This window comes from Streptomyces sp. NPDC033165 (assembly GCF_055577965.1).
Genome location: NZ_JBVIPK010000013.1, coordinates 168,865 through 190,729 on the forward strand (window position 1 = coordinate 168,865; position 21,865 = coordinate 190,729).

26 protein-coding genes are annotated in these 21,865 nt (G+C 72.3%); 15 read left to right on the top strand and 11 right to left on the bottom strand.

The features are described 5' to 3' along the window. The first annotated feature begins 15 nt into the window (after nt 1–15). Both ACZ5WC_RS26735 and ACZ5WC_RS26740 read left to right on the top strand, forming a co-directional pair. Nucleotides 16–258, top strand: a complete 243-nt coding sequence (locus ACZ5WC_RS26735; protein WP_468543174.1) for a hypothetical protein — start codon at nt 16–18, stop codon at nt 256–258. Then, on the top strand, nt 248–484 hold the full coding sequence (locus tag ACZ5WC_RS26740; RefSeq protein WP_096632451.1) for a hypothetical protein: 237 nt from the start codon (nt 248–250) through the stop codon (nt 482–484). Before ACZ5WC_RS26735 ends, ACZ5WC_RS26740 begins: the two co-directional genes overlap by 11 nt. A gap of 88 nt (nt 485–572) precedes the next feature. On the opposite strand, the gene ACZ5WC_RS26745 is transcribed toward ACZ5WC_RS26740, so the two are convergent. The 3 genes from ACZ5WC_RS26745 to ACZ5WC_RS26755 all read right to left on the bottom strand — a co-directional run bounded on the left by ACZ5WC_RS26745 (nt 573) and on the right by ACZ5WC_RS26755 (nt 1,707). Beyond that, a complete protein-coding gene (locus tag ACZ5WC_RS26745; protein WP_468543175.1) occupies nt 573–926 on the bottom strand; it encodes a PRC-barrel domain containing protein in 354 nt (117 codons plus the stop codon). A 158-nt stretch (nt 927–1,084) separates the two neighbouring features. Beyond that, entirely contained in the window at nt 1,085–1,255 is a 171-nt protein-coding gene (locus ACZ5WC_RS26750; protein WP_468543176.1) for a DUF5670 family protein, read from the bottom strand. A gap of 32 nt (nt 1,256–1,287) precedes the next feature. Next, nucleotides 1,288–1,707 (bottom strand): VOC family protein, encoded by a 420-nt coding sequence (locus ACZ5WC_RS26755; RefSeq protein ID WP_468543177.1) that lies wholly within the window; start codon nt 1,705–1,707, stop codon nt 1,288–1,290. Nucleotides 1,708–1,870: 163 nt separating this feature from the next. On the opposite strand from ACZ5WC_RS26755, the gene ACZ5WC_RS26760 reads away from it, so the two are divergent. Then, a complete protein-coding gene (locus ACZ5WC_RS26760) occupies nt 1,871–2,488 on the top strand; it encodes a Uma2 family endonuclease (protein WP_468543178.1) in 618 nt (205 codons plus the stop codon). A gap of 33 nt (nt 2,489–2,521) precedes the next feature. Here ACZ5WC_RS26760 and ACZ5WC_RS26765 read toward each other — a convergent pair whose 3' ends face one another. Further along, nucleotides 2,522–3,514, bottom strand: a complete 993-nt coding sequence (locus tag ACZ5WC_RS26765) for a LuxR C-terminal-related transcriptional regulator (protein ID WP_468543179.1) — start codon at nt 3,512–3,514, stop codon at nt 2,522–2,524. A 131-nt stretch (nt 3,515–3,645) separates the two neighbouring features. On the opposite strand from ACZ5WC_RS26765, the gene ACZ5WC_RS26770 reads away from it, so the two are divergent. From ACZ5WC_RS26770 to ACZ5WC_RS26800, 7 genes are all read left to right on the top strand, one after another. After that, complete coding sequence (locus ACZ5WC_RS26770) at nt 3,646–3,924, top strand: hypothetical protein (protein WP_468543180.1); 279 nt, start codon at nt 3,646–3,648, stop codon at nt 3,922–3,924. Between the two features lie 258 nt (nt 3,925–4,182). Further along, nucleotides 4,183–4,332 carry a hypothetical protein gene (locus ACZ5WC_RS26775; protein ID WP_468543181.1) on the top strand — a complete coding sequence of 50 codons (150 nt, stop codon included), beginning with the start codon at nt 4,183–4,185 and terminating at the stop codon, nt 4,330–4,332. 77 nt (nt 4,333–4,409) lie between these two features. Beyond that, a complete protein-coding gene (locus ACZ5WC_RS26780) occupies nt 4,410–5,348 on the top strand; it encodes a DMT family transporter (RefSeq protein ID WP_468543182.1) in 939 nt (312 codons plus the stop codon). A gap of 32 nt (nt 5,349–5,380) precedes the next feature. Further along, entirely contained in the window at nt 5,381–6,553 is a 1,173-nt protein-coding gene (locus tag ACZ5WC_RS26785) for a M20/M25/M40 family metallo-hydrolase (protein WP_468543183.1), read from the top strand. Between the two features lie 198 nt (nt 6,554–6,751). Beyond that, on the top strand, nt 6,752–6,946 hold the full coding sequence (locus ACZ5WC_RS26790) for a hypothetical protein (RefSeq protein WP_468543184.1): 195 nt from the start codon (nt 6,752–6,754) through the stop codon (nt 6,944–6,946). 356 nt (nt 6,947–7,302) lie between these two features. Continuing rightward, nucleotides 7,303–8,010 (top strand): DUF6585 family protein, encoded by a 708-nt coding sequence (locus ACZ5WC_RS26795; protein ID WP_468543185.1) that lies wholly within the window; start codon nt 7,303–7,305, stop codon nt 8,008–8,010. A gap of 10 nt (nt 8,011–8,020) precedes the next feature. Continuing rightward, nucleotides 8,021–10,477 (top strand): bifunctional serine/threonine protein kinase/MFS transporter, encoded by a 2,457-nt coding sequence (locus tag ACZ5WC_RS26800; RefSeq protein WP_468543186.1) that lies wholly within the window; start codon nt 8,021–8,023, stop codon nt 10,475–10,477. A gap of 27 nt (nt 10,478–10,504) precedes the next feature. Here ACZ5WC_RS26800 and ACZ5WC_RS26805 read toward each other — a convergent pair whose 3' ends face one another. The 3 genes from ACZ5WC_RS26805 to ACZ5WC_RS26815 all read right to left on the bottom strand — a co-directional run bounded on the left by ACZ5WC_RS26805 (nt 10,505) and on the right by ACZ5WC_RS26815 (nt 14,155). Beyond that, nucleotides 10,505–12,079: a PTS transporter subunit EIIC gene (locus ACZ5WC_RS26805; protein WP_468543187.1), complete on the bottom strand. Its 1,575-nt coding sequence runs from the start codon at nt 12,077–12,079 to the stop codon at nt 10,505–10,507. 61 nt (nt 12,080–12,140) lie between these two features. Then, nucleotides 12,141–13,148, bottom strand: coding sequence for an N-acetylmuramic acid 6-phosphate etherase (gene murQ, locus ACZ5WC_RS26810; RefSeq protein WP_468543205.1), 1,008 nt, complete (start codon nt 13,146–13,148; stop codon nt 12,141–12,143). 89 nt (nt 13,149–13,237) lie between these two features. After that, nucleotides 13,238–14,155 (bottom strand): MurR/RpiR family transcriptional regulator, encoded by a 918-nt coding sequence (locus tag ACZ5WC_RS26815; RefSeq protein ID WP_468543188.1) that lies wholly within the window; start codon nt 14,153–14,155, stop codon nt 13,238–13,240. Nucleotides 14,156–14,282: 127 nt separating this feature from the next. Between ACZ5WC_RS26815 and ACZ5WC_RS26820 the strand changes: the two genes are divergently transcribed. Both ACZ5WC_RS26820 and ACZ5WC_RS26825 read left to right on the top strand, forming a co-directional pair. Then, nucleotides 14,283–14,651 carry a hypothetical protein gene (locus tag ACZ5WC_RS26820; RefSeq protein WP_468543189.1) on the top strand — a complete coding sequence of 123 codons (369 nt, stop codon included), beginning with the start codon at nt 14,283–14,285 and terminating at the stop codon, nt 14,649–14,651. Beyond that, nucleotides 14,648–14,917, top strand: coding sequence for a DUF4031 domain-containing protein (locus ACZ5WC_RS26825; RefSeq protein WP_468543190.1), 270 nt, complete (start codon nt 14,648–14,650; stop codon nt 14,915–14,917). Before ACZ5WC_RS26820 ends, ACZ5WC_RS26825 begins: the two co-directional genes overlap by 4 nt. Here ACZ5WC_RS26825 and ACZ5WC_RS26830 read toward each other — a convergent pair. The 3 genes from ACZ5WC_RS26830 to ACZ5WC_RS26840 all read right to left on the bottom strand — a co-directional run bounded on the left by ACZ5WC_RS26830 (nt 14,871) and on the right by ACZ5WC_RS26840 (nt 18,345). Next, nucleotides 14,871–16,139, bottom strand: a complete 1,269-nt coding sequence (locus tag ACZ5WC_RS26830) for a Cmx/CmrA family chloramphenicol efflux MFS transporter (protein WP_468543206.1) — start codon at nt 16,137–16,139, stop codon at nt 14,871–14,873. The two genes, ACZ5WC_RS26825 and ACZ5WC_RS26830, sit on opposite strands and share 47 nt — an antisense overlap. Before the next feature lie 97 nt (nt 16,140–16,236). After that, on the bottom strand, nt 16,237–17,478 hold the full coding sequence (locus tag ACZ5WC_RS26835) for a PQQ-binding-like beta-propeller repeat protein (RefSeq protein WP_468543191.1): 1,242 nt from the start codon (nt 17,476–17,478) through the stop codon (nt 16,237–16,239). A gap of 174 nt (nt 17,479–17,652) precedes the next feature. Beyond that, the gene (locus ACZ5WC_RS26840; protein ID WP_468543192.1) at nt 17,653–18,345 is read right to left on the bottom strand and encodes an HD domain-containing protein; all 693 of its coding nucleotides are present in this window, start codon (nt 18,343–18,345) and stop codon (nt 17,653–17,655) included. A 108-nt stretch (nt 18,346–18,453) separates the two neighbouring features. Between ACZ5WC_RS26840 and ACZ5WC_RS26845 the strand changes: the two genes are divergently transcribed. The 3 genes from ACZ5WC_RS26845 to ACZ5WC_RS26855 all read left to right on the top strand — a co-directional run bounded on the left by ACZ5WC_RS26845 (nt 18,454) and on the right by ACZ5WC_RS26855 (nt 20,902). Beyond that, complete coding sequence (locus ACZ5WC_RS26845) at nt 18,454–19,203, top strand: LamB/YcsF family protein (protein WP_468543207.1); 750 nt, start codon at nt 18,454–18,456, stop codon at nt 19,201–19,203. An 83-nt stretch (nt 19,204–19,286) separates the two neighbouring features. Beyond that, entirely contained in the window at nt 19,287–20,030 is a 744-nt protein-coding gene (locus ACZ5WC_RS26850; protein ID WP_468543193.1) for a 5-oxoprolinase subunit B family protein, read from the top strand. Beyond that, nucleotides 20,027–20,902, top strand: a complete 876-nt coding sequence (locus ACZ5WC_RS26855; protein WP_468543194.1) for a 5-oxoprolinase subunit C family protein — start codon at nt 20,027–20,029, stop codon at nt 20,900–20,902. The genes ACZ5WC_RS26850 and ACZ5WC_RS26855 overlap by 4 nt, the downstream gene beginning before the upstream one ends. 48 nt (nt 20,903–20,950) lie before the next feature. On the opposite strand, the gene ACZ5WC_RS26860 is transcribed toward ACZ5WC_RS26855, so the two are convergent. After that, nucleotides 20,951–21,865, bottom strand: a 915-nt coding sequence (locus ACZ5WC_RS26860) for an HAD-IC family P-type ATPase (RefSeq protein WP_468543195.1), incomplete at its 5' end; no start/stop codon positions are given.

Consider the following 21,865-nt stretch of genomic DNA (forward strand, 5'->3'; position numbering starts at 1 on the left):
TGGAAGGTGTGCACCATGGAAGCTATGGAGCGGCGCAGGGCGGCGGCGGACAGAGTGCGGACGGCGGAGGACGCGGTGGCGCAGCTGAGGGAAGGGCTCGCGGAGTTCGGTCTGAAGCTGCCGTCGCTGCGGATCGATCCCGTCTCGTGCGCGGGCAACGAGCCGGCGCCGCTGGTGGACCTGGGCCGCTGCAACATCGACACCGCGTTGCGGCTGTGCGAGGTGCTGGCGGAGAAGGAGAGCGGTCATGACGGGTGAGGGACTTGAGTCGTGTACGCCCGAGCCGGGGTCGTTCGCGGTGGACGAGCGGGACGGGCGGGTCGGCAGGGTGATGGGCCGGGTCGGGCCGTACGTACAGCTGAGGCCGCCGGGCGGCGGGCCCGAGTGGGACTGCCCGCCGGAGGTGGTGCGGCCCGCGCCACCGGGGGTGGTGCTGCGGGCCCGGGTGACCGAGATCAACCGGGAGGGGCAGCTGCCACGCTGAGGCTCGGGGCCGGTGGGCGGTGGGCGGTGGCCGGGTACGCGGCGGGGGCCCGGCCCTCCTCGGCGCCGGGCCCCGCAGCAGGGGTGCGTCACATGATGCGGAACGCCATGTAGTACGCGGCCAGTTGCTCGTGGTACGCCGGGTCCTCGGTCTGCCGGTGGCGGTCGAACTCCGGGGAGTCCTTGACCTGTTCCTTGGTGAGGCCGACGTAGACCCTCCCGGCGTCGTGGTCGATGCGCGTGACGGTGCCGGCGGGCAGCAGGACGCTCTTGCCGAAGATCCAGAGTCCGGCGTCGACGAGGAGATGGGACGAGCCGACCTCGTCGGAGTGCTTGTCCACTTTTCCGATGCCGCCATCGGTCGCCTCGACGGAATATCCGGTCAGGTCGGCGCCTTCGACGTGACCGCTCGACGGCTGATAGCCCCACAGAGAGTCGCTCATTTGTGGCTCCTTTCGTGAAGGTCGATTCAGCTCGTTGATGCGGCGGATTAGCCATGCTTTTGGTATCTCCGCCGAACTCCGTGTGCCCGGCGGGCGGCGGCCTGTACATGGCTGCACAGGGGGTTCATTCCGGACCGGGGCGGCTGCTTCTACCAGTTCTACCAGCGGTACCACCGGCCCCGTCGGCCACCGTTGGCGGCGGGGCGGACGAAGAACCCTATGAGCCACAGCACCAGGACGATCACGGCTATCCACCAGAGAGCCTTGACCGCGAATCCGGCGCCGAAGAGAACCAGGGCGAGCAGGAGAACGAGTAGCAGGGGAACCATGATTATCAACCTCCATAAATTCAGGTTCCCGCCTATGCATTCTCTACACGCGATGGGGCCCGGTGGATTCGGACAGGCCGGAGGCGGGTGCGCAGGAGGCAGAATTCGATGCCCTCCGGTTCGGCCAGGACGCGCCAGCTCTCCGTGCCGGTCTGGCCGACGTCGGCAGGGCTGGCGCCGAGGGCGAGGAGGCGCTCCAGTTCGGCGTCCTGGTCGCGGTCGGTGGCGTTGACGTCGTTGTGCAGGCGCGGCTTTGCGGGGCGGGGGTCGCTGGTGGGGCTGAGGACGCGGGTGGGCTGCGGGCCGCCGAAGCCGGTGCCGGGCGGTCCGGTCTCGATGCTGCCGTCGTCTTCCCGGCCGAGTTCAACGTAACTGAGGACCCCGCTCCAGAACGTGGCGATCTCCTCGGGGGCGGCGGCGTCGATGACCAGCTCACCGATGCGGCATGCCATGTCCAGCAGTGCAGGGGGCGTATCAGGAGGCTCTGATCCACCGCCTCCGTCGAGGGCTGCGTGCCCGGGCCACCCGTACGTGGGACGCTGGTGAGAAGCGGCGTACAGCCGCGAAAGCCCCGATCTAGCCTTCTCGGCAAGGCCACGGAAGAAGGGACCCGCGATGACCGCAGCGTTCGTCGAGGACGGTCAGGCATCGGATGGGCACGCGTGGGACTACCTGCTGCAGACATGGCGTGAACTGGACGTGCCCGAAGGGTGGCGCGCCGAGATCGACGAGGGGCAGATCGTCTTGGTACCACCGCCGCACGCGCACCACCATGGCATTGCCGCCAAAGTGCAGCGCAGGCTCTACGCGACGTTGCCCGAGGACCTGGAGATCTACCAGACCCTCGGCATCCACGTAGCCCCGCTCGGCAAGCTGTACGTCCCCGACCTGGTGGTGATGCCAGGGGAGCTGATCGCCGCTGCCGATCCCGAGACCAGTGATCCGATGGACGCCTCGGAGGCGTTGCTCGTCGTCGAGATCACGTCGAAGGGCAACGCGCGGGAGGACCGCACCAAGAAGTACCGCGCGTATGCCCGTGCGGGTGTTCCGATGTACCTGCTGATCGACCGGTTCGACACCCGGGGCCCGGTGGCCACGCTGTTCACGGAGCCGAGTGGGGACGGTACGTACAAGCACATGGACGCGGTGCCGTTCGGTAAGCCCCTGGTCGTGCCGCCGCCGTTCGACGTCTCGCTCCCGACGGGCGAGTTCCCGGGGCCCGCCGCACCGTAGGCTCATCGGCCGCCCCGGGCGGGGCGGCCCGCCTCAGCCGAGCCAGCCGCGGCGTACCGCTTCGGCGCCCGCCTCGAAGCGGGAGTGGGCGCCCAGGCGGGTCATGAGGTCGGCCATCATGCGGCGGGTGGTGCGCACCCCCAGGCCGAGTCTCCGTGCGACGACGGTGTCGGTGTGGCCCTGGGCGAGCAGGCGCAGCAACTGCCTTTCCTGGCCGGTCAGCCCGTTGTCGTCGTGTTCGCGGTCGGTGGCGGTGCCGAAGTCGTCCGCCTGGTCCCAGATGGCTTCGAAGAGCGCGGCGAGGGCGGTGAGGATGCCGGGCCCCTGGAGCTGGAGGGCGCCGCGGGTGGTGTCCTCGGGGTCGACGGGCAGCAGGGCGGCGCGCCCGGTGAACAGGACCATGCGCAGGGGCAGTACCGCGGCGGTCCGTACGTGTGCTCCTTGGGAGGTGAGCCACCGGGCGTAGCCCAGGGTCGTGGGGTCGTTGCGCACGGAGGCCTGGTAGAGGGTGCGCATGGGGATGCCGCGCTCCAGCAGGGCGGCGTCCAGGGGGCGGGAGGCGTCGAGGGTGGCCCGGGTCTGCGCGCCGCCGGGCATGAACGACATCAGGGGTGCCGTGGCCTCGCGGGCCAGTTGTTCCAGGCGGATGCGGATCTCCTCGACGCCGGTGAGGACTTCGACGTGGTGGCGGCTCGCCTCGGCTTCGGCGTGCTGGCGCAGCAGGGTCAGGGCGGCGACCTGGGCGTCCGCGAACTCCTGCTGGGAGCGCCGCAGTTCTCCCTCGCGCATGGACAGAAGCAGCTGGATGCCGACCGACGGGGGGACCGGGCGGAGCGTGTCCTCCGCGTGCGGTGAGGTGTGCAGCAGGCTCAGTTCGGCGAGCTGGTCGAGCGCGGCGCGGATGTCGCTGTCGGGCAGGGCCAGGGCCGCGGAGAGTTCGGCGACGCCGTACTCCGGCTCTTCCAGCATGAGCCGGTAGACCGCTTCGGCGGTCTGGTCGATTCCGAGCGCGTGCAGCTGCGACATGGAGTTCCCCCAGTTCGGTTCCTTATCGCGCCGATGGTGACGATAGCCGCGGCCGGGCAGCTTGCTGCCCGCAAACCTCCTGCCTGGGCGAAACCCTGGGCAATGTCCGTCTCGCATTTCAAGATCAGCGCATGCTTATGGTGACCGTGGCCCTCAGGGGTCCGCAAAGTGCTGCCCTGCCTGCCGATGTGCTGGACATCCTGTGGTTCGTCGCCTCTTTCGAGCGCGGAGTCGAGCATCTGCACGCCGATTCCCCCGAGGTCGGAGGCATCGGCCATCTGACGTTCTTCGTCAAAGGGTCGACGCGGGAGAAGGCCGTGGCGTTGGCGCGCGGGATCACCCGCCGGGCGCTGGTGGACTCACCGGCGCTGACCGGCTGGCACGTGGTGCCGGTGCCGGGGCAGCCATGAGGCAGGAGGCTGCCAGGCCACCCCCTGCCACATTGATCTTCTTCCTTTCGGGCTGCCGGGCGAGCAGTGTTGATTCCACGCCGAGCGGGACGCCCCGGAGCTTCCGAGGTTTCCAGACTTTCCGAGGTTTCCGACGCTTCCCGAGTTCCCCGTGTTCCCCGTGTTCACCGAGTTCCCGGAGTTTCGGAGTCCCCCGAGTCCCCCGAGTTCCCGCCCGAGCCTTCCACTCAACTGGCCCGTCCCGTCTGAAGGAGCACCATGTCTGCCGCCCGTCGACTGCTCACCGCCACTGCCGTTGCTCTCGCTCTCGTCGCGTCCCTGGCCGCCGGAATCGCACTGGACCAGCTCGCCGAGCCCGGATCGGAGATTCGCAGCCAGGGTTCGCAGGACTCCGCCGGATGGGGATAGAGGCCGCTCCCACCCCGACCACCACTACCGCATGACGATGCAGCTGAGGACCTCCGTTGACCCCGACCACCTCTTCCATGGCCGCCACGCCGTCCGTGACCACCGCGCCGCCCGCACCCGCCACCTCCCCCGTCTCGCGCCTCGGGCTGTGGCTCGGCCCCCTCCTGGCGCTCGGCGCGACCGCCATCTGGTCCGGGAACTTCGTCGTCGCCCGTCATCTGGGCGATGTCATACCCCCCGTCCAGACCTCCTTCTGGCGGTGGGTGATCGCCCTCGTCGCCGTCGCCCCCTTCGCCACGCGAGGGCTCCTGCGCGACTGGCCCGCGGTGCGCCGGCACGCCGGTCTGATCGTGGTCGCGGCCCTGCTGGGAGTGACCCTGTTCAACACCCTGATCTACATCGCCGGGCAGTCGACGTCCGCCACGAACCTGGCTCTGATCGCGGCCGCCTCACCCGCGGTGATCGCGGCGTTCGCCTTCCTCGACGGGGAGCGGATGACCGCCGTCCGCGCCACTGGCATGGTCATCGCGTTCGTCGGCGTGGTCACCCTGATCTCCAAGGGGAGCATCACCGCCCTGCTCTCGATGGACTTCCGGGCCGGAGACCTGTGGATGCTCGCCGCGATGGCGACGTTCGCCGCCTACTCCGCGCTCCTCAAGCGCAAGCCGTCCACGATCTCCGGCCCCAGCTTCCTGCTGGCCACCTTCGCCGCGGGCACCGTGATGCTCGCCCCCGTGTACGCCGTGTCCGTCGCTGTCCAGGGGGCCTTCACGCCCAGCGGCGCCACCGTCGGACCGCTGCTCTACATCGGCATCGCCTCGTCCGCGATCGCCTTCTACACCTGGAACAAGGCCGTCTCCCTCATCGGCGCCACCCGCGCCGGGATCGTCTACTACCTCCAGCCCGTGTTCGTCGCCTGTGTCGCGTACCTCGCGATCGGCGAGCACATCACGCTCATCCAGGTTCTCTGCATGGGCGCGATCATCACCGGCGTCGCCGTCGGCGCCAAGCGCTGAAACCGCCCGACCCGATACGTAAGGAAGAACTCATGTCGCTTCACATCAACGCCGACCGTCTGCTCTCCGACCTCACCCACCTGTCCCAGATCGGGGCCGGGCAGGACGGCGCCCTGTGGCGCATCGCCGGTACGAAGGCCGACTGGGCCGGGCGGGACTGGCTGGACAAGACCATGCGCGTGGAGGGCCTGCACACCTACTACGACGAGACGGGCAACGTCTTCTCCCGCCGCAGGAACACCTCCGGACCCTGGCTGCTCCTCGGATCGCACGCCGACACGGTGCCCGCCGGCGGCCACCTGGACGGGGCCTACGGAGTCATCGCCGCCATGGAGGTGCTGCGCACCCTGCACGAGGAGGGGCACCCGCTGGCCGATCATGTGGAGAGCGTGGCCTGGTTCGACGAGGAAGGCGTACGCCCGGAGTCCGCCGGCGGGCTGGTGGGCTCCACCGCCCTCGCGGGCTCCGATCACGTCGCGGACCTCGTGGGCTATCTGGAGATCCACATCGAACAGGGCTGCCGTATGGAGAAGGCCGGGCTGAACCTGGCACCCGTCACCGGCATCGTGGGCGTACGCCGCTACGAGGTGTCCGTGTCCGGGCAGGAGAACCACGCGGGCACCACGATGTGGGTGGACCGCCAGGACGCGGGGCGGGTGGCCGCCCGCATGGTCGCCGAACTGAAGGACATCATCCTGGCCGTCGATCCGAAGGGGATCGGCAACGCCGGTGTCATCAGCTTCGGCCCCGGAGCGGCCAACGTCGTGCCGGGCGCCGCCAGTGCCGAACTGGAGGTCCGGGCCTCCTCGGAAACGGCCCTGGACCGCATCGAAACCGACCTGGACGAGACGCTTTCCCGTATCGCGGCGGAGGAGAACTGCGCTGCCGAGCTGGTCCGTGTCTCCGCCAAGCCCGCCGCGCACTTCGACAAGCGCGTCCTGAACGCCGTCCATGAGACCTGCCTGGAGAAGGGCCGCACGGATCAGCTGCTCTCCTACGCGGGACATGACGCGTCAGTGATCTCCACGCGCCTTCCCACCGCGATGATGTTCGTGCCCTCCACCGGCGGCTTCTCCCACTCCAACAAGGAGCACACGCCCGATGAGCAGCTGGTCCTGGGGGCGCAGGCCCTGCTCGACGCGGTCCTGAAGGTGGCGCCGATGCTGTTGGAGCAGGTGAGTTCCCCTGTGGCACTGGCGGCCTGAGGGCTGCCCCCCCGGCCCCGGCTCCCCCCCCGGCCCCGGCTCCCCCGCGGCCCCGGCTTTCCCGGCCTGCCCGGCTCCGCCGTCTCGTGGGGCCGGCTGGAGCCGCATCCACCGCAGCCGGGAAGCGACGAATCCACAGGTTTGCGATGATCGACCTCACTGAACAGCACGAGCGATCACGACACCACCGGAGGATCCATGGACGCACTCAGCAGCGAGGGAATGTGTGAGCTCGATCCGGTCACCTGGGACGCGCTGATCGACGCGCTGAAGACCAACGGCGTGTCCGACGAAGTGCTCAGCAAGGTCTGCCGGGAAGCCCTCGAAAAGATCAACGCCACGCCGGCTACGGTCCGGGAGGAATGGCTGGCCACCGGCTTCAAGCCCTTCTGAACGACTGGCAGCCCGGGCATGATCCGCCGGGTAGGCCTGGGGGGTGTCAGAGACCCACCAGGGCCTCCGGCCGGGTCACCACCTTGATGGGAGCCCACCCCGCCCGCGACCCGGGGCCGAGGGCGGTTCGCTCCTTCGGGTGCCGCGATCCGAGAAGGACGCCGTGCCCCGCGGCGCGCCAGCCGCGGGCGAGGGAGGGTGGGACGGATCGGGCCGGAGGCGGGCCGGGACCGGGGGCGTAGTCCCGCGGCCGGACGGACTCTGGAGCCGGCCGCCTTCATCTCGTCAATCCCTACCGGCGCCTTGGATAGTTGTTCTACCTTAGAACCTCCGCAGTCCGTCGGGGGGACCGTCGCATGGCCAAGGACCAGATCGAGCACATCCGTACCGAGCGACCGTCCGCGTCCGCCACCGCAGTCGCCGCCCAACACGGCCTGGGCGACTGGGTCGACACCTTCGCGACGAAGCAGGGCTTCGGGTGGAAGAAGTGGCGGGACTGGAGGCTCTACTTCTTCACGGGCGGCACGGTCGTGACGGCGCCGACCGGCTTCACGGCCGCGTACGACTGGGGCACCGTGCGCGTCCTCCAGTACCGCACCACCGTCAACGGCGCTGCCTCGGAGGCCTGTTCCACTCTGATCGATCCGGCGGGGAGCGCCCTGACCATAGGGTTCGGCAGGCCTCCGCTCTTCAAGTCCGACAAGACGGTTCTCGGTGTCACCTCGTGGGAGTACGGCGCCGGGTTCCTCTACCCGCACCTGTGGGGCGACCACATCCAGGGGCGTGTCACCCAGGCCCAGTTGGGCGGGACGGTCGCGCGCATCCAGCAGGGTGAGTCGGTCAACTTCGGCCCCTACACGGTCAACCGGGACGGTGTCTCGGACGACAAGTACTCGGCGGCCTGGCCGGAGATCGTCGAACTCGGCTTGCAGGGCGGCAGCTTGATGTTCAACGGCCACCAGAGGAGGTCGACGGTGCCGCGGTACGCGGACGTGTTCCGGATTCCCAACCTCGACCTCTTCATGAAGCTGTGCCGCCATCTCAGCCCCAACCTGAAGGACTGACCCCGCCACCGTGGAACAGCTGACGGGGCAGGACCCCGCCCACATCGGCCCCTACCGCCTGATCGCCCGGCTGGGCGAGGGCGGAATGGGCCTGGTCTACCTCGGCCGGTCCGACCTCGGCCGCACGGTCGCGGTGAAGGTCGTGCAGGCCGAGCACGCCCAGCACCCCGAATTCCGCAGGCGCTTCGCCCGCGAGGTCGCCGCCGCCCGGCGGGTGGGCGGCGACTGGACGGCCGCCGTGCTCGACGCCGACACCGACGCCGCGACGCCCTGGGTGGCGACGCAGTACATCCCGGGCCCGGACCTGACCACCGTGGTCGGCAAGGACTTCGGCCCGCTCCCCGAGCGCTCCGTCCGCACCCTGGCCAACCGCCTCGCCCTCGCCCTCCAGGCCGTACACGGAGCGGGCCTCATCCACCGCGACCTCAAGCCGTCGAACGTTCTGGTGACGGTCGACGGGCCTCGCGTCATCGACTTCGGCATCGCGCGGGCGCTGGACAGCGTCGGCGGCGACAGCCTCCTGACCCGCACCGGAATGCTGATCGGCTCCCCCGGCTTCATGTCGCCGGAACAGGTGCGGGGCCACGAACTCACCCCGGCCAGCGACCTGTTCTGCCTCGGCGCGGTCCTCGTCTACGCCGCCACCGGGCGTCTCCTCTTCGGCGCCACGGACACCGGGCTCAACGCGCACCTGTTCCGGATCGCCGAGGAAGAGCCCGACCTGACCGGCGTACCGGACTCCCTGCTGGATCTCGTACGCGCCTGCCTGCACAAGGACCCGGCCCAGCGGCCCAGCACGGCCCAGGTGATCGAGCGTACGGCGACGGACGGGCCCGGGGAGTGGCTGCCCGGTTCGGTGCTGGCCCAGCTCGGGCGCAAGGCGGCGGAGCTGCTGGACTTCGCCCCGGAGGTGCGGGGCGTTCGGCCCGACCCCCGCGCGGGGGCCGCTCACCCGGACGCCCGTCCCGAGCCGACCTCGTACCCCCTGCCGCCCGCCACACCACCGCCCCCGCACGCCCCGAACCCGTACGCCGCTCCGAACCCGTACACGCCGACGGTCGCTCCGGCGGGCGACGGTGTGGCACCGAACCCCCGGCGCTGGTGGGGCCTGACGATGGCCACCTTCGCGCAACTGGTGGTGCTGGTCGACGCGGCGAGCACGCCCGTGCTGCTGTACTGGGCCGTCAAGGACCTGGCTTTCGCCACCTACGACCTGAACCAGATCCATACCGGCTATGTCCTGGCCTTCTGTTCGCTGCTGTTCGTCGGCGGGCACGTCGCGGATCTCATCGGCCGCAGGACGACGCTGCTCATCGGCCTGACCGGGTTCGCGGTGACCGCTGTGGTCGGCGCCACGGCCGCCGGGCCCGAGGCACTGGTGGTGAGCCTCGTCCTGCGGGGTGCCTTCGCGGCCCTGATCACTCCGGCCTCGTTCGGTCTGGTCGCCGCCCAGTTCACCGAGCCGGGCGAACGCAGGAGGGCCTTCGGGGTCTACTCCATGGCGGGCCTCGGCGGTGTCGCCCTGGCCCTGTTCATCGCCCTGCCGATCACCGAGTCGATGTCCTGGCGCATCAGTCTGTACGTTGCCGCCGGGCTCGCGCTCATCGCCCTCACCGGCACTGCCGCCCTGGTCCGGGACCTGGGCGGCCGCTCCCCGGCCCGCTTCGACGGACCCGGCGCGCTGCTGAGCACCCTCGGGGTCGCGGCCGTCGTCTTCGGCCTGGCTCAGATCGTGGGCGGCTGGGGTGGCTGGGGCGAGCCGCTGATGGTCCCCGCCCTCGTCCTCGGCGTCGCCCTGCTGGCCGCTTTCGCCTGGCAGCAGTCGAGGGCGGGGATCAGCTCGATCCTGCCGGCGTACGCGGCCAGGAGCCGCGACCGTATCGGCGCCTCGCTCACCTTGTTCCTGACCGGTCTCGCCCTGGTGCCCGTGACGCCATTCCTGGGGACGTTCTTGCCCTCGCTCGGCCTGTTGGCGTCCCTTCCCGCCTTGCTGGTGATGGCGGGCGCGTTTCTCCTCGGTTCCCTGGCCGTATCCGCCCGGCTGCTGCCCCGCATCGGGCCCCGCGCCCTGCTGGTGCCGGGGCTGCTGCTCGCGGCGGTCGGGGTGGCGCTCATCGGGCTGGCTGATGACTCCGTCACCAGCGCCGTCCCCAGCATGATCTGCGTCAGCGTCGGCCTGGGCATGGCCGGTACGGTGCTCTACTCGGCCATCACCGACGGCATCGCCGCGCACGACTCCGGCGGCCGGGGCGGTCTGGTCATGGTGAACCAGCACATGGGCGGTGAACTCGCCTTCGCGCTGCTCGGTGGGACGATGGTCCGGCTGTCCGGCGACGGCTCCGAAGTCGTCTACGGGTCGGCCGGGGTCCTGGCCGTCGCCGCCCTGCTCGGCGGGCTGCTGATCAAGGGCCCGGCGAGGACCGTCGCCCCCGCCGAGCCCTGGTCTGCCCCGACCCTGCCGCGTTGAGCACGGGGCCGGTCAGGGCTCGGGAGGTCAGACTCCCGCCGGGGCCCTGGCCGGGTCGGTGCCGGGGTCCGGGCCGCCGGAACCTCCGGGCCCGCCCGTCGCTCCCGCCTCCGGTGCCGGGTGCGTGCCGCCCGTGGCGGCGACCGTGGACGGGACCGGCTCCTGGGAGACGTTGAACTCGGTCAGCAGGTCCTTGCCGAAGCCGAAGAAGTACGTGGCGACGAACCCGGCGACATACCCGACGAGCACGCCGCCCGCGTAGATCGCGAGCGTCGAGCCCAGGCCGTGGTTGCCGTCCAGGAGCGGGAACAGGGCCCAGCCGGACGGGCCGATGGCCGTCGAGCCGACCGTGTCGCCGAGCTGGTTGAACAGGCCGACGAAGCCGCCGCCGAACGCGCCGCCCACGCACGCCGTGACGAACGGGCGGCCCAGTGGCAGCGAGACGCCGTAGATCAGGGGCTCGCCGACGCCCAGCAGGCCCGCCGGGAGCGCGGACCTGATGGTGCGGCGGATCGACTCGTTACGGGGGAGGCGGAAGTAGACCGCCATCGCCGCGCCCACCTGGCCCGCGCCCGCCATGGCCAGGATCGGCAGCAGGACCGTGTAGCCCTGCTGCTCGATCAGCGTGGTGTGGATCGGGATCAGCGCCTGGTGCAGGCCCAGCATGACCAGGGGCAGGAACAGGCCGCCGAGCACGAAGCCCGCGCCCGCGCCGCCGTTGGCGAGCAGCCAGTTGGCGAACGTGCCGATCGCGGAGGACACCTCGCCCGCCACGAACATCAGGCCGAAGATGGTCACCAGGCCGGAGATCAGCACCGTCAGGGTCGGCGTGACCAGGACGTCCAGCGCCTCCGGCACCCACCGGCGGCACCACTTCTCCACGTACACCGCGAGCACCGCCGCGCCGAGTGCGCCGAGCACACCGCCCTGTCCCGGCGAGAGCGTCCGGCCGAACGCTTCGACGTCTCCGACGCCCGGGAAGACGATGATCGCCGCGACCGCACCGCCCAGGACCGGCGTACCGCCGAACTCCTTGGACGTGTTGTAGCCCACGAACACCGCGATCAGCGCCATGAAGCCGGACGCCATCGCCGCCAGCGCGGGCGTCACGGAGGGCAGCCACTCCAGGTTGACCAGCAGGCCGCCCAGGCCCGCGATGATCCCGCAGCCGATGAGGGCCGGGATCAGCGGCACGAAGATGTCGGCGATGCGGCGCAGGAACAGCTTGAACGGGGTCGCGTTCCTCGCCTTCCGCCGCGCCTTGATCGCCGCGCCCTGCGCCGCCAGTTCCTCGGCCGACACGGCGGCGGGAGCCGGGGCCGGTTCCGGTGCTGCCTCGCGGGCCTCCTCCACCAGCCGCTCGAACTCCGGCGTGACCCGGGCGACCGTGCCCGGACCCAGCACGATCTGGTACGTGTCGTCCTCGACGACGCCCATCACGGCGGGCAGGGCCTTCAGCGCCTCGTCGTCGACGAGGGACCGGTCGTGCAGACCGAGGCGCAGCCGGGTCATGCAGTGGGCGATGGAGCTGACGTTCGCGGCGCCGCCGACGAGCGGAAGGATCGCGGCGGCGGTGGCGCGGTTCTTGTCTTCAGTGGCCATGGTGCTCGGAGCCTTGCTGTGCGGGGGGTGTGGTGCCTGTGGCGCCCAGGAGGGGGGTGGGTCAGGTGGTGCGTGCAGCCGTGAGGGCGGCGCGGAGGTGGCCGTCGGACTCGGTCAGGAGACGGGCGGCGGTGGGGCCGTCGACCCCGCCGAGGACGGCGAGGATCGCGTGCTTCACCTCGCCGTCGGTGGCGGCGAGCGCGGCCTCGATCTCGGCGTCGGAGGCGCCGGTGGCCAGGGAGACGATGTGCCGGGAGCGGGCCCGCAGCTTCTCGTTGGACGCGCGGACGTCGACCATGAGATTCCCGTACGTCTTGCCGAGCCGGATCATCGTGATCGTCGAGATCATGTTGAGGACGAGCTTCTGTGCCGTGCCCGCCTTCAGCCGGGTCGAGCCGGTGAGCAGCTCGGGGCCGGTGACGACCTCCAGGGGGTGTTCGGCGGCGGCGCCGAGCGCGGAGTCCGCGTTGCAGGACAGCCCGATGGTCAGGGCGCCCTGCGCGCGGGCGTGCTCGACCGCGCCGATCGCGTACGGCGTGCGGCCGGAGGCGGAGATGCCCACCACCGTGTCGTCGGCGCTCAGCTTCAGCGCGTCCAGGTCGGCGGCGGCCAGCTCCTTGCTGTCCTCCGCGCCCTCGACGGCGGTGACCATGGCGGAGGGGCCGCCCGCGATCAGACCGATGACCTCGGACGGGTCGGTGTTGAACGTGGGCGGGCACTCGCTGGCGTCCAGCACCCCGAGGCGGCCCGCGGTGCCCGCGCCCGCGTAGATCAGCCGGCCGCCGCGGGCCATCCGCTCGGCGGTGGCGTCGATCGCCGCGGCGATGTGCGGCAGCCGCTCGGCGACGGCGGCGGGGACGGTGGCGTCCTCGCCGTTCATGATGCGGGCGATCTCCTCGGTGGGCAGCCGGTCGATCTCGGCCAGCTCGGGGCGGAACGCCTCGGTGGTGAGGGTCGCCAGCTGGGCGCGGAGCTCGCCGTAGCCGCCGGAGCTGCTGGAGGCGCTGGAGGCGCTGGAGGCGCTGGAGGCGCTGGAGGTCTCGGCGTTCGCGTCGGTGGTGGAGGTCATGGAGGGCTGCTCTGCTTTCTCGGTCTCGTACGCGTACGGGCGGTGCACGGCCCGCTCCCGGGGCCAGGGGCGCAGGGGGGCCAGGAGGGTCAGCGGGTCCGGGGGGTGTGGCGGTGGGCGAGGGCCTCGTACGACGCGGAGAGCGCGGGCGCCGCGGTCTCGTACGTCCGCTGCGCGACGCCTATGAACAGGCAGTCCACGACGAGCAGCTGGCTCGTGCGGCTCGACATGGCGGCGGGGCGCAGCTCGCTCTCGCGGGCGGTGGACGTGGTCAGCACATGGTCCGCGTACTGCGACACGGGCCCGTCGGGCCGCCCGGTGATCGCGACCGTCGTGGCCCCGCGTTCGAACGCGACCCGCAGCGGCTCGATGACGTCGCCGGTCGAGCCGGAGTGGGTGATCGCGATGGCCACGTCACCGCTGCGCAGCTGGACGGCGTTGGTCACCGCGAGGTGCGGGTCCGTGTGGGCGTGGGCTATCAGGCCGATCCGGAGCAGCTTCTGGGCCAGGTCCTGACCGACGAGCGAGGAGGCCCCCACGCCGTAGATGTCGATGCGGCGGGCGGTCGAGGCGGCGGCCACCGCGGCCCCCAGCTGCACGGTGTCGAGTCCGGCGGCGGTGTCCGCGAGGGTCTGCTGCTCGTCGTGGGCGAGCTTGGCGACCACGTCGGCGATCGGGTCGTCCACCGCGATGTCGGCGGTCACGGCGGGCGACCGCCCGGACTCCTGGTGTGCGGCGAGCCCGGCCAGCGCGAGGCGCAGGTCCCGGTAGCCCGGGTAGCCCAGGAGGCGCGCGGTGCGGACGACGGTGGCCTCGCTGGTGCCGGTCAGCTCGGCGAGACCGGTGACGGTGAGCGCGGAGCATCCGGCAGGGTCGCCCGCGACGGCTTCTGCGACCAGCTGCATGGAGCGGGTCATGGAGGGCGCGAGCGTCCGGACCTTGGCGGCGAGGGCCGCGGGGGCGGGTGGGGACTCGCTGCTGAAACTTTCCTTCATGTCAATGGTCACATCTGAAAGATATTTTCAACCCGGGCCCCCGTCAACCCCCGTTCCTCCTCCGGAATCCCCGTTCCCTCTCGGGTCCCTGCCGCTGGCCGTTGGTCCCTGCCGTCGGCGCGGGCGCACAATGGTGGGCATGGAGCTGAACCCCCTGGAGCAGGCACTGCACACCGCCCGCGCGCTCGTCATGGCCGACCTCGCCGCGGGCGACGTCGCCGAGGCGGACATCGTCTCGCTGGTCGAGGACGCCGTGACGCACCGGCGGTGGTGGGTGGAGCAGTGGCCGGAGGGCGCGGAGTTCGTGGCCGGGCTGGTCGCCCAGGACGTACAGGACGCCCTGCTGGAGCGGTACGGGCGGTGGCCGCTGTGCCCCGCGTGCGACGGGGACGAACCGCACGCCCTGGACGTGGAGCCGGAGCTCGGCCCCGACCCGCACTGGGTGTGCACCAAGGCGGCCGTGGCCGTCGCACCGGTGGGGGCGCTGGGCGAGGCGCTGCGGCGGTGACCCTCTACATCGACCCGCCCACCTGGCCCGGACACGGCCGCCTCTGGTCGCACCTGGTCAGCGACACGTCGTTCGAGGAGCTCCACGCCTTCGCCGCCGCCATCGGCTGCCCGCCCCGCGCCTTCGAGCGCGACCACTACGACGTACCGGAGGCGCACTACGCGGACGCGGTGCGGGCCGGGGCGCGGGAGGTCGGTTCGAAGGAGCTGGTGCGGCGGCTCACGGCCGCGGGGCTCCGGAGGCCGAAGGGCCGGCCGGGACCCTAGGGTCGGCCGAGGCCCCGGAGGCCGCCGCGCTCCTCGCGATCAGCCGCGAGCGCGAGCCGCTGCCGCCCCGGCCGTCCCCGCCGCGCTGGAGGCGCAGCGCCACCGCCACCGCCGCCAGGGCCAGGACCGTCATCGCCGCGCCCGCCCAGGCCGTGGACGCGAAGCCGAAGTCCAGGTCGATCACCGTGCCGCCGAGCCACGGGCCGCTCGTGTTGCCCAGGTTGAACGCGGCCGTCGTCGTGGCCCCGGCCAGCGTCGGGGCGGCCCCGGCCACGTTGAACATCCGGGCGTTCAGCGCGGGGGCGGTGAAGAAGGCGGAGAGGCCCAGCAGGAACGCCAGCGCGATGACGGCGACCTGGCTGGAGGCGAACAGGGCCAGCGCCGCCAGGAAGACCGTGGACGCCGTGATGCCGCTCAGCAGCACCCCGAAGAGGTGCGCGTCCGCGACCCGGCCGCCGATCGTCGTACCGATCAGCGCGCCGACCCCGAAGAGACCCAGAATCCACGGCACCCAGCCCGAGTCCAGGCCCGCCACGTCCGTGAGCAGCGGTGCCAGATAGCTGAACGCGCAGAACACGCCGCCCGCGGCCAGCGCGGTGATCACGATCGCCAGCCAGACCTGCCGGTCCCGGTAGATCGCCAGCTCCTGCTTCAGCTCGGGCTTCTTCTCCGGCAGCGGGATGCGCGGGATGCGCGTGATCACGCCGAGCAGGGCCACCGCGGAGGCCGCGCCCACCGCCCAGAACGCGGAGCGCCAGCCCAGGTGCTCGCCGAGGAAGGCCCCCATCGGCACGCCCAGCACGTTGGCGATCGACAGCCCGCCGATCATCACGGCCATCGCCCGCGCCCGCGAGTTCACCGGCACCATGGCGATGGCCACGGCCGCCCCGACCGCCCAGAAGCCCGCACAGGCGAGCGCGCTCACCACGCGGGAGGCGAAGAGGACCTCGTACGTCGGGGCCAGTGCACCGGCGATCTGGCCGAGGCCGAACACCGAGATCAGCGCGATGAGCGTCGTGCGGCGCGGCAGCCGGAGTGTGGCGACGGCGAGCAGCGGGGCGCCGACCACCATGCCGATCGCGAACGCGGATATGAGGAGCCCGGCCTGTGGGATCGACACGTTCATGTCGTCCGCGATCGGCGGCAGCAGACCCGACAGCATGAACTCGCTGGTGCCGAGGGCGAAGACAGAGAGGCCGAGAATGTATACGGCCAGAGGCATGGGAGCGCGGCGCTGGGGTGAGTCGGGCATGACTCGTCCCAACGCCGCGGGACGCCCTCGCATTCCCGGCTTTCCCGGTGGGTGGACCGTGTGCGCGTTACGCGGGCAGCGCGTGCAGCTTCTTGCCGTGCAGCGCGAAGACGTGCTTGCCGTCGGTGGCCACCAGCCAGGCGTGGTGGTCGCCGGACTCGTCGTTGAACGTCCAGCGCAGGGCGCCGGTCTTCGCGTCGAAGGCGTGGATGCCGCCCCGCTTGTCGAGGTCGGTGGCCCCGTAGAGGGTGCCGCCCGCCCTGACGAACTGCCGGGGGACGGGGGCGCCGGTGCCCGCGAGGTCCTTGGACTGCCAGAGCTTCTTGCCGGTACGCGGATCGACGGCCCACAGCGTCCGGCCGCTGTCCGCGATGTGGAGGACGTCGTCCAGCACGGCCGGTTCGCTGAAGGCCGCGAACCGTTCGGCCTGGAGCGACCACTTCTGGGACCCGTCGGACAGGGCGAAGGCCTGGAGCCGTTCCCCCTGCGGGACGATCACCAGGTCCTGGTGGACGGTGAAGGGCCCGTAGCTCGTCTTCGTCGTCTTCTGCGTCCACACCTGCTTGCCGGTGGCGGTGTCGCGCACCGTGAGGTTCTTCTTGAAGTCGGTGTAGACGAGGTAGCGGCCCTGTACGGCGGCGTGCACACCGTTCTGCTGGGTGCCGAGGTCGCGCTGCTCCTTCCAGGCGAGCTTGCCCGTGGCACTGTTCAGCGCGGCGATCACGTTGGTGCGGGACGATCCGTCGGCCTCAAGGATTTCGGCGATGACGTACACCTGCTCGCCGTCCACGGCGACGGGCCTCGGCTGCCGGTACTCCTTGCCCAGGTGGCTGCGCCAGGTCTCCTTGCCGGAGGCCGGGTCGTACCCGACGACGCTGCCGTCGTACGTGCCGCCGGCCAGATACAGCGTGCCGCCGCCGTCACCGCCGAGGAGCAGCGGCGCACCGGGGATCGCGCCGTCCTCCAGCGACCACCGCTCCGCGCCCGTCGCCCCGTCGAGGGCGGCCAGCGGGTCACCGCTCGCGATCACCACGCCGTCCACGGCGACCAGCTCGTCGTTGTCCCCGTAGGTCTTGGCGGACGTCGTCCTCGTCCACAGCGGCTCGGGGGCCTGCCCGTCGTCGGGGGCCTTGCCGTCCTCGGGAGCGGCGCTGCGCGGCGGGGTGCTGCTCCCGCCGCCCGTCGCCGGTTCGTCCTCGCAGCCGGTCAGGCCGGCTCCGAGCACCGCCATAGTGAGCCCGCCCCCGGCCAGTCGCAGTATGCGCCGCCGGGAGGATCTGCCGAACGTCGTGCCGTATCCCTTGGACATGTCGCTGTACCCCCGTGGAGTTCTTATGGGTGAAACGTGTGCGTGACGCTTTGCAGAGTGTGTGCATCTGCGATGCGAGACGTTAGCCGTCGTCCGGTGTCACTGGCCGGTCCAGGGCCCGACCGGGACGACACCGTGAACGAACCGGAACATTCGCGGGCCGCCGGGGGCCGGTCACTCGGGGCCGGAGGACTCCAGCAGCTCCAGCTCCGTCGCCAGGTTGTGCCGCGCCCGCGCCTCCCACCGGGCCGCCCCGTGCGGCGTACGGAACAGCCGGGGCAGGTCCAGGAGCTGGCGCAGCACCGCCGCCCGGCCCTCCCGGAACGCCTCGTCCGGGACGAAGCCGTACTCCTCGCGGACCCGGGCCGCGTACGCGCCGTACTCCTGCGGGCCGCCCGCCAGGATCGCGAGGTCGGCGTCGCACAGCACTTCGCCGTTGCGGTCGCCGTCCGCCGGGTCGTGCGTGACGGTGAGGCGGACCAGCCGGGCGACCTCCGCCGTCACCGCGTCCGGCACCCCCGCCTCGGGCAGCGCGCGCTCGGCGAGGGCGGCGCTGCGCTCCTCGTTCTCCGTGCGGTCGGGCCGGTAGACCGCGTCGTGGAACCAGGCGGCGAGGCGTACCGCGTGCACGTCGTCGCAGTGCCCGGCCAGGGCGTCGATCCGGTCCAGGACCGTGATCAGGTGGTCGGTCGTGTGGTAGCGGCGCTGCGGTTCGGCCCAGCGGGCGAGGAGACGCTCGGCGTACGGCAGCGGATCGGGGCCGTCCGTGCCGGACCGCGCGGCGAGGAGCGTGTCGCGCCAGCGGTCGCGGAGGGCGGCGGTGTCGGGCGTTCCCGCGGTGTCGTGCGGGCGTGGGCTGTCCGTCATGGGACGACCTTAGGACCAACGGGTCCGCCGGCTCCGGCGGGCCTTCCACCTTCCGGACCGGCTCTTGTCGCCCCGTGCCGCGGTCATTACCGTGCGCCCGTGATGATGATGGATCTCAACGCGGACCTCGGCGAGGGTTTCGGCAACTGGACCCTCACCGACGACGACGCGCTCCTCGCCTGCGTCACGAGCGCCAACGTCGCCTGCGGCTTCCACGCGGGCGACGCCTCCGTCATGCGGCGGGTCTGCGACACGGCGGCGGCGAACGGCGTACGGATCGGGGCGCAGGTCTCCTACCGGGACCTGGCCGGGTTCGGCCGCCGCTCGATGGACGTGCCGTCCGCCGAGCTGACCGCCGAGATCGCTTACCAGATAGGCGCGTTGCGGGTCTTCGCCGAGGCCGCGGGCTCCACCGTCTCGTACGTCAAACCGCACGGCGCCCTCTACAACCGAGTGGTCCGGGACGAGGACCAGGCCGCCGCCGTCGTCGCGGGCATCCGGCTGGCAGGCGGGACCCCGGCCGTCCTCGGGCTGCCCGGCTCCCGCCTCCTCGCCCACGCGGCGGCCGCCGGACTCCCCGCCGTCGAGGAGGCGTTCGCCGACCGCGCGTACACCCCGCAGGGCACCCTGGTCCCGCGCGGCGAACCGGGCGCGGTGGTGCACGACGCGGACGCCGTCGTACGCCGGAGCGTCGGCATGGCCGTCGACCGGGCGGTGACCGGGGTGGACGGCAGCCGGATACCGGTCGCGGCCCGTTCGATCTGCGTCCACGGGGACACCCCGGGCGCGGCCGCCCTCGCCCGCCGGGTGCGATCCGCACTGGAGGAAGCGGGCGTCGTGGTACGGGCGTTCGTGTGAGGGGGCGCGGCGGCGGCCCCGGCGCCGAGGACGTGCGTGTGCCGCCCGGCGCCGTGTCCGGGGGCGTGCGTGTGCCCGGTGCCGTGCCTGCGAGCGGGCATGTGCCGCCCGGTGCCGCGCCGGTCCGTGTTCTGCCCGCCGGCCCGTACGCGCTGCTCGTCGAACTGGCCGACGGCGAGCACGCGGAGGCCTTCCACGCCGAGCTGCTGCGCCGCCGTGAGCGCGGTGCACTCCCCGCCGTACGCGAGATCGTCCCGGCCGCCCGTACGGTCCTGCTCGACGGGATCGCGGACCGTGCGCCGGGGGCCCGGGACCGGTTCGCCCGGGAGCTCGCCTCCTGGCGGGTGCCGCCGCTGCTCCGCGAGGCGCGGGACCCGGTGGAGATCCCCGTGGTCTACGACGGCCCCGATCTCGACGAGGTCGCCGCGCTCTGGGGCGTCGGGGCCGCCGAGGTGGCCGCCCGCCACTCCCGTACCGCGTTCAGGGTGGCGTTCTGCGGGTTCGCGCCGGGGTTCGGCTACCTCACCGGGCTGCCCGAGCACCTGCACGTACCCCGGCGTACGAGCCCGCGCACCCGGGTCCCGGCCGGAGCGGTGGCCCTCGCCGGGCCCTACACCGGGGTGTACCCGCGTCCGTCGCCCGGCGGCTGGCAGATCGTCGGGCGGATGCCGGACCCGGGCGTCCTGTGGGACCCGGCCCGGGAACCGGCGGCCCTGCTGGCACCGGGGACCCCGGTGCGGTTCGTGGCCGTGGCGGCGGGGGCGGACGGCGGGGTCTCCGGCGCGCTCCCCCCGCCCCGGTCGGGCGCGGCCGGGGAGCACGCGTGAGCCCCGCCCCCCGCCTCCACGTCGTCCGGGCCGGAGCGCTCACCACCGTGCAGGACGCGGGCCGTCCCGGCTACGCCCACCTCGGGGTCGGGCGGGCCGGAGCACTGGACGGGCCCGCCGCCCGGCTGGCCAACCGGCTGGTGGGCAACCCACCGGGCGCCGCCGTCCTGGAGACCACGCTCACCGGCTGCGCGGTCCGCCCGGACGCGCCCGTGGTGGCCGTCGTCGGCGGTGCGGGCTGCCGGGTGACGGTCGACGGGCGGCCGGTGGCGTGGGGTGCTCCGGTGCGCGTACCGGCGGGAGCGGTGCTGGACGCGGGCCCCGCCGCCTGCGGACTCCGCGGCTATCTGGCGTTCGCGGGTGGCCTGGAGCCGGAAGCGGTGCTGGGCAGCCGTTCGGCGGACCTCCTCTCGGGGCTCGGGCCGCCTCCCCTGCGCGAGGGCGACGCGCTGCCGCTGGGCGATCCGGCCGAGTGCGGTCCGCCGCCGGCCGGTCCCGTCCCCTGGCCGGGCGCGCCCGCCGAACTCGTCCTGCCGGTCCACCCCGGACCCCGCCACGCCTGGTTCACCGAAGCCGCGCTCCGTACCCTCCTCACCGCCGCCTACCGGGTCTCGCCCCACAGCAACCGCATCGGGCTGCGCACGGAGGGGCCCGCGCTGGAACGGTCCCGTACGGGTGCGGCGGGCGAACTGCCCAGCGAGGGCATGGTCCTGGGCGCCGTCCAGGTGCCGCCGGACGGCAGGCCCGTCGTCTTCCTCAACGACCACCCGACGACCGGCGGTTACCCGGTCCTCGGAGTCGTCCCCGAACCGGCCCTCGCAGCGGCGGCCCAGGCGGTGCCGGGGACCGGGCTGCGTTTCGTACGCGCCTGAGCGGCGGGACCGGAAGGATTCCCGGGCCCGCCGCTCGGACAAGGGGCCTCACCCCGCCTTGAAGGTGCGCAGCCGCAGGGAGTTGCCGACCACGAAGACGGACGAGAAGGCCATCGCGGCTCCGGCGATCATCGGGTTGAGGAGTCCGGCGGCGGCCAGCGGAAGGGCTGCCACGTTGTAGGCGAAGGCCCAGAACAGGTTGGTGCGGATGGTGGAGAGGGTGCGGCGGGACAGGCGGATGGCGTCGGCGGCGGCGTTGAGGTCGCCGCGGACGAGGGTGAGGTCCCCCGCCTCGATGGCGGCGTCGGTGCCGGTGCCCATGGCGAGGCCGAGGTCGGCCTGGGCGAGGGCGGCCGCGTCGTTGACGCCGTCCCCGACCATCGCGACCGAACGGCCCTCGGCCTGAAGGCGCTTGACCACGTCGACCTTGTCCTGGGGCATGACCTCCGCGTACACCTCCTCGATGCCGACCTCGGCCGCGACCGTCTCCGCCACGGCCCGGTTGTCACCGGTGAGGAGGATCGGGGTCAGGCCGAGCGCGCGGAGGCGGCGGACGGCCTCGGCGCTGGTGTCCTTCACCGCGTCGGCCACCTCCAGCACCGCCCGTGCCTCCCCGTCCCAGGCGACGGTGATCGCGGTGCGCCCCGCGGCCTCGGCGGCCTTCTTCGCCTCGGCCAGGTGGGAGGGCAGGCGGATCTCCCACTCGGTCAGGAGTTGTTCGCGTCCGACGAGGACGGCGTGGCCTTCGACGATGCCCTGGACGCCGAGGCCGGGGATGTTGGTGAAGTCGTCGGGGGTGGGGAGGGGGCCGGTGGTGTCGGTGGCTGCGGTGGCGACGGCTTGGGCGATGGGGTGTTCGGAGGCGTTTTCCAGTGCTCCGGCGAGTCGTAGGGCTTCGTGTTCGGTGGTGTTTTTGGTGGTGTGGGTGGTGTGGAGGGTCATGCGGCCGGTGGTGACGGTGCC